Source organism: Stenotrophomonas sp. 278 (assembly GCF_003935715.1).
In the GTDB taxonomy this organism is placed as follows: domain Bacteria; phylum Pseudomonadota; class Gammaproteobacteria; order Xanthomonadales; family Xanthomonadaceae; genus Stenotrophomonas; species Stenotrophomonas maltophilia_AH.
Map to the genome: position 1 here is coordinate 1 of NZ_RHPP01000213.1, position 4,919 is coordinate 4,919.

5 protein-coding genes and 1 pseudogene are annotated in these 4,919 nt (G+C 60.2%); all 6 read right to left on the minus strand.

All coding sequences use genetic code 11. The annotated features are described in order from the left end of the window. On the minus strand, positions 1-563 hold a 563-nt coding region (locus EGJ34_RS20490; protein ID WP_148100537.1), incomplete at its 3' end, for a type IV secretion system protein. A gap of 68 nt (positions 564-631) precedes the next feature. Then, positions 632-1,432, minus strand: coding sequence for a hypothetical protein (locus EGJ34_RS20495; RefSeq protein WP_125362272.1), 801 nt, complete (start codon positions 1,430-1,432; stop codon positions 632-634). A gap of 15 nt (positions 1,433-1,447) precedes the next feature. Next, positions 1,448-3,892: a VirB4 family type IV secretion/conjugal transfer ATPase gene (locus tag EGJ34_RS20500; protein ID WP_125362273.1), complete on the minus strand. Its 2,445-nt coding sequence runs from the start codon at positions 3,890-3,892 to the stop codon at positions 1,448-1,450. Positions 3,893-3,969: 77 nt separating this feature from the next. Beyond that, positions 3,970-4,278 carry a VirB3 family type IV secretion system protein gene (locus EGJ34_RS20505; protein ID WP_125362274.1) on the minus strand — a complete coding sequence of 103 codons (309 nt, stop codon included), beginning with the start codon at positions 4,276-4,278 and terminating at the stop codon, positions 3,970-3,972. Then, positions 4,271-4,666, minus strand: a complete 396-nt coding sequence (locus tag EGJ34_RS20510; RefSeq protein ID WP_125362275.1) for a TrbC/VirB2 family protein — start codon at positions 4,664-4,666, stop codon at positions 4,271-4,273. Before EGJ34_RS20510 ends, EGJ34_RS20505 begins: the two co-directional genes overlap by 8 nt. 73 nt (positions 4,667-4,739) lie before the next feature. Continuing rightward, positions 4,740-4,919 (minus strand): annotated as a pseudogene (locus tag EGJ34_RS22570) (type VI secretion protein); the annotation flags it as partial.

Sequence of the window (4,919 nt, forward strand, 5' to 3'; positions counted from 1 at the left end):
ACCACGGCCGGGCCGCCGGTGCCCATGCCGACGAACAGCTGCGCCTGGACCTTTTCATTGCTCAAGCTGGGGTCATCGATCACCTGGATGGCGTCAATGCTCGACATCGCCACCTGCATCCAGCCCAGCGCATCGTCGATCTGCTTCTCCGGCGGATCATCCTTGCCGGTGACCACGGCGGTGATCACGCCCTTGACGTCGTTGGTCAGGAAGTCCTGGATGCTGGTGCCGAACATGGCCATGCTGGTGGCCACGCTGACGATCAGCGCGGCGCGTGCCATGTTGGTCACCAGCACCATCATGGAATCACGGCTCTGGCCGGTGACGATGCGGTAGCCCTGGATCAGCACCCATAAAGTCATCAGCACCAGTGCGATGCCGCCCACCCAGGTCATCATGTGGTTCAGCAGATCCAGGCCGAACTCATTGATGCGCTTGTCCAGATAGTCAAGAATCAGGCGGAAAAACACGAAGTCGCCGATCGACTGGATACGCGTAGCGTACCCAAGCAGGTCCTGCAGGCCTCCCGTCAAGTCAATATTCGCGATCGTATCGAGCTTCATATCCATAGTCCTTTGGTTTACCGCCTGCCTGTTCAAGTGACGCCATCAGCGAGAGCCCACGGGCAGCATCAATCGATGCTGAGTGCGCCCTTCAGCACTGCGGTCTGGATCAGATCGCGCGCCAACCGTTTCTTGCCCTTCAGTGCCGTTTTTGCAAGGAGGTTCTGTCGGGTCTCCATTGTGGCGATGTAGGCGTCATACGACTGCATGCGCGTTCCCCACTGCTGTGCCAACAGGTTCAGCTCGTTGTTGAGCCGCGTGGCATCACGGGTTGCAGCCGTGGTGGCACCGACCGAGTCACTATTACCCGCCTCGAAGATCTTCATTGCCTCTGCCCGCGCCTGCTTGACGGTCAGATCCAGAAACTTCACCGAATCATTGTACTTTCGATTCTGCATCATCTGAATGTTGACGCAGATCTGCTGCTGCTGCTTCTTCAGGTCAGAAGTGACATCCATACCGAGCACTGACATCACCGTGGTCATGCTCAGGCCGCTCGAGCCATCGCCGCAGGTTTCCTCGACAAGGTACTTCTCATCGACTACCGTCAGCGCCTCGCCTTCGGGTAAGCCAATGGCAAAGTTGAACATATTGAAGATGTCGCGGATGCTGTCGATCTGCTCCTTCATCTGTTCAAAATGCGTCACTTCCTTGGCGTACTGGGTGGTGTCACTGATCCACCCGCGGATCTGTCCCAGGATCTGAGAGAAGTCGATCACCGGCATGCCGCCTGCATGGGCGCTGTTGGTACCCATCAGCAGCACGGCAGCAAGCACCGTGGCGCGCAGACGGATGCGCTTGGCGGCTTTGGCTTTTGTGTCGCGCTTCATCGTGTCGTTCATGGCGTTCTCCAATGTCATGTCTTTCATGATCCCCACCCTGTATCAGGCCGCATCCGAGCTTGCCGCTGCCGGCTTGCCCGATCCCTTGCGATTCTTGTAGAACTCTTCCAGCCACTGTTCCGGCGTGAGCTCATTGACCGAAATCCGATTGCGCACGGCGGCGGTCTGCAGCACGCGGTGCATGATCTCGATGTTGTCGGTGGATGCGGAGATCACCGAAAGAATATTGTCCATGCCGCGCAGGTTGAGCTGGCACACGCTGGAGGCGTGGCCCTGCTTGACCAGGAAGCAGCGTGAGCGCTCGTCCAGCGCGGTCACCACCCGGAACTCGGCCTCGGTCAGCTTCAGGCCGTCCATGTAGTCGGACTTGCTGGCGTTGGGGTTGGGCAGCAGGATCAGCGTGGCGGTCTGCTCGATCAGCGCGGCGGAAATATCGCTCTTCAGCGCATCTTCCGGGCTCTGGGTGGCGAAGATGCCCAGGCCGTTCTGCTTACGGATGGTCTTCTGCTTGTTCTTGGCAAATTCCTTCAGGCCACCCTCGCCGTCCAGGATCTTCCAGAATTCGTCCATCACGTAGATCAGCGGACGGCCGTCGATCAGCGACTCCAGGCGGTGCAGCAGGTAGTTGATGACCGGCACGCGCACTTCTGGGTTGTCGATGATGTCGGTGTAGTCAAAGCCGATGATGTTGGCCTTGGTCAGGTCCACCGTATCAACCGGGTTGTCGAACACCCAGCCCAGCGAGTTGCCGGCGGTCCAGCGGCGCATGCGCGCATACAGGCCGTCGTCGCCCATGTTGGGCAGGCTCTTCTGGAAGTTGGTCATGCTGCGCAGATGCATGGGGGTGTCCAGCATGCTTTCCACGCCGCGGTAGATGTCCTCTTCCTCGCGGGCGCTGTATTCCTTCTTGCCGGCCAGCACCTTGATCAGGTCGGCCAGGAACTGCACGTTGGCTTCATTGTTCTCGCACTGGAACGGGTTGAAGCCGGTGGAGGCACCGTTCTCCAGCGCAAGGTAGTTGCCGCCGCAGGCGCGCACGAAGATCTCGGCACCGCGGTCCTTGTCGAAGAAGAAGATGGTCGGGGACGGGTCGTATTTCTGCACCTGGCTGAGCAGGAAGTTGATCAGCGCGGTCTTACCCGTACCGGACTTACCAATCACCATGGTGTTGGCGATGGCCTTTTCACCCAGGGAGTTTTCCGAGGGATGGGTGGCGTGGAAGTTGAAGTAGTACGGCTGGCCGTTGGTGGTCTGCAGGGTGGTGACGCAGTCGCCCCACGGGTTGTTGTGCTGCTTGCCGGTGGCGAAGTTGTGCAGCGGCGACAGGCCCAGGAAGTTCAGCGAGCTGAGATTGGCCAGACGGGTGCGGTAGCGCCAGTTGCCCGGCAGCTGCGAGTAGAACGACGAGGTCACGGCCACGTCTTCCTTCACCGACACGAAACCGGCGTTGGACAGCTCGGCGCGGGTGGCGGCCACGTTCTGGGAAAGCTTGGCCTGGCTGTCACCAAACACCGCCAGGGTGTAGTGGTACTCGCCGAGCACGAAGTTGCCGGACGACAGCTGGTCCATCGCCTGGTCCAGCTCGATGATCTGGCTGACGGCTTTATCGCCGGAGGAGATCATCATGCCCTTGGTACGGTCGAGCACCTTCAGTGCGTCCTGTCGGCCCATCGGGCTGAAGGAATGCGTCACCACGTACTCGAAGTCGAGGTACTTCAGGCCGTTGAGAATGCCCGGGTAGGTGCCCTCGGCATACTCCTTGATGTTCAGGATGGCACCGAAATGGTTGGTGCCGTTCGGGGTCGAAATGACGAAGTCACCGGTCTTGGCCGAGAACATGTGCTTGCTGACCGGCAGGTAATCCGGCACCGGCGCGCCAAGCACCGGCACGGGCTCGTCAATGCGGTTGATCAGGTAGCCGAAGAACTCCAGCGTTTCGGAGAACACGATGCCGTTCTTGGCTTCGTACATCCCTAAGCGGTACGGGGCGTAGTCACGGATGACCGCTTCCACGTTGCCGGCCAGTTCCATCAGCTTTTCAATGGCCTGGGTCTGCTCGGCCTGCAGCTTGTTGGTGTCTGCGGACTTTTCCACGAAGCGCTTACCAGCCACCACCGGACGGTAGATCATGGTCAGGTACAGCTCGTTCTGCATGATGCGCTGCGAACCGAGCATGCCCATGTATTCGTCGGATACGTCCTGGTTGAACTTCTGCTTGTAGACGCTTTTACCCTTCAGCGTGCGACGACGGCGGATGTCGTGCGCCCAGAACGCCACGTTGACGAAGTCGGGTGCGCGCAGGGTCTGCAGCAGCCGGTTGAAGGTGTTGTGCTTGTGTTCGAGCTCCCACTCTTCGCGGCCCACGAAGGGCAGGCCTTCCAGATGCCATGTCAACAGGTAATCGCCGCCGGTCGTCTTGACCACGTTGGTGGACACGTGTGACGACAGCGGGATGAATTCGGCAATGGAAGTGTCTGGGCTGAACATGACTGCAGCAGTTTCCGATGGTGGGCGTTGCGGGGTTGGAATGGCCCGGGCAGTGGCTGCCAGGGCCATTCCGGCACTCAATCCTTGCGTGCCGGGGTCTTGCGGTAGTGATTCGGGGTGAACACCCACATGCCGTCGTGGTCTTTCACGTTGCGCGCCTTCAACTTGAACTGCAGGCGAAGACCGAGCAACCGGAAGATCATTTCGTCACGCTTGGCCATGTTGCGCATGATGAACACGGCAACTGGAATGGACCCCAGGTACCAGAAGTTCGTATACACGCTCAACAGGAACAGACCACCCACGACGAAGAAAAACGGCACGTAGGGAACGCCCATGAACATCGCCGGGCGCGTGCAACCACGAAAAACGACGTTCTTATGCACCGTAGTAGGTCAGCAGGTTGCTGACCATGCCGGTGGTGTTGGAGCAGGCGCTGTTGTCCGAGCTGTCACCCAGCAGCATGCTGGCGATCTGGCCGGCCGCGCCGATCAGCAGGCCACCGATCAGGATCGGAGCCACGTCGGCAATGCGCTTGTGGGCGAACGCGATCTGATAGCCGGCGAAGATGACGGCGATGGTGACGACGGCGATCGAGGCGATGCTGAGCAGGCCGTTGATGCTGTTGAAGAAGCCGCACACCTTTTGATCGGTGCCGCCGAAGTCCTGGGCGAAGGCGCTCGGGGCGAACAGCACGCCAACGAAGGCGGTGGCCATCAGCACGGTCTTCAGGGTGCGCTGGGCGTTGACGAGGTCGAGATTGAATCGCTTCATGGGTGGATATCCTTGTTGATGGGCTTGCATTACTGAAGTGGTCAATCGGGGGCTTGACCGTGCCGCGCCTTCGTCAAAACACGAAGGCTGCATCCCCTGCGGGAACCGGTGGACCCGACGGCAGGGTTGCCGGCGGGGTGTACTGCGCGGGTGTCGAAACGGCCGGGACCGGCGCATTGCGCTCGCTCCACGGCCGCAGCATGACGGGAGCTTCTGGACCGCCGGCCACCGCTGGTGCCTGCTGCGGCGACGG

Excerpts from the sequence above, each read along its gene's own strand:
- EGJ34_RS20495 (WP_125362272.1), bottom strand. The coding sequence starts at position 1,432 with ATGAAAGACATGACATTGGAGAACGCCATGAACGACACGATGAAGCGC.
- EGJ34_RS20510 (WP_125362275.1), bottom strand. The coding sequence starts at position 4,666 with ATGAAGCGATTCAATCTCGACCTCGTCAACGCCCAGCGCACCCTGAAG.
- EGJ34_RS20500 (WP_125362273.1), bottom strand. The coding sequence starts at position 3,892 with ATGTTCAGCCCAGACACTTCCATTGCCGAATTCATCCCGCTGTCGTCA.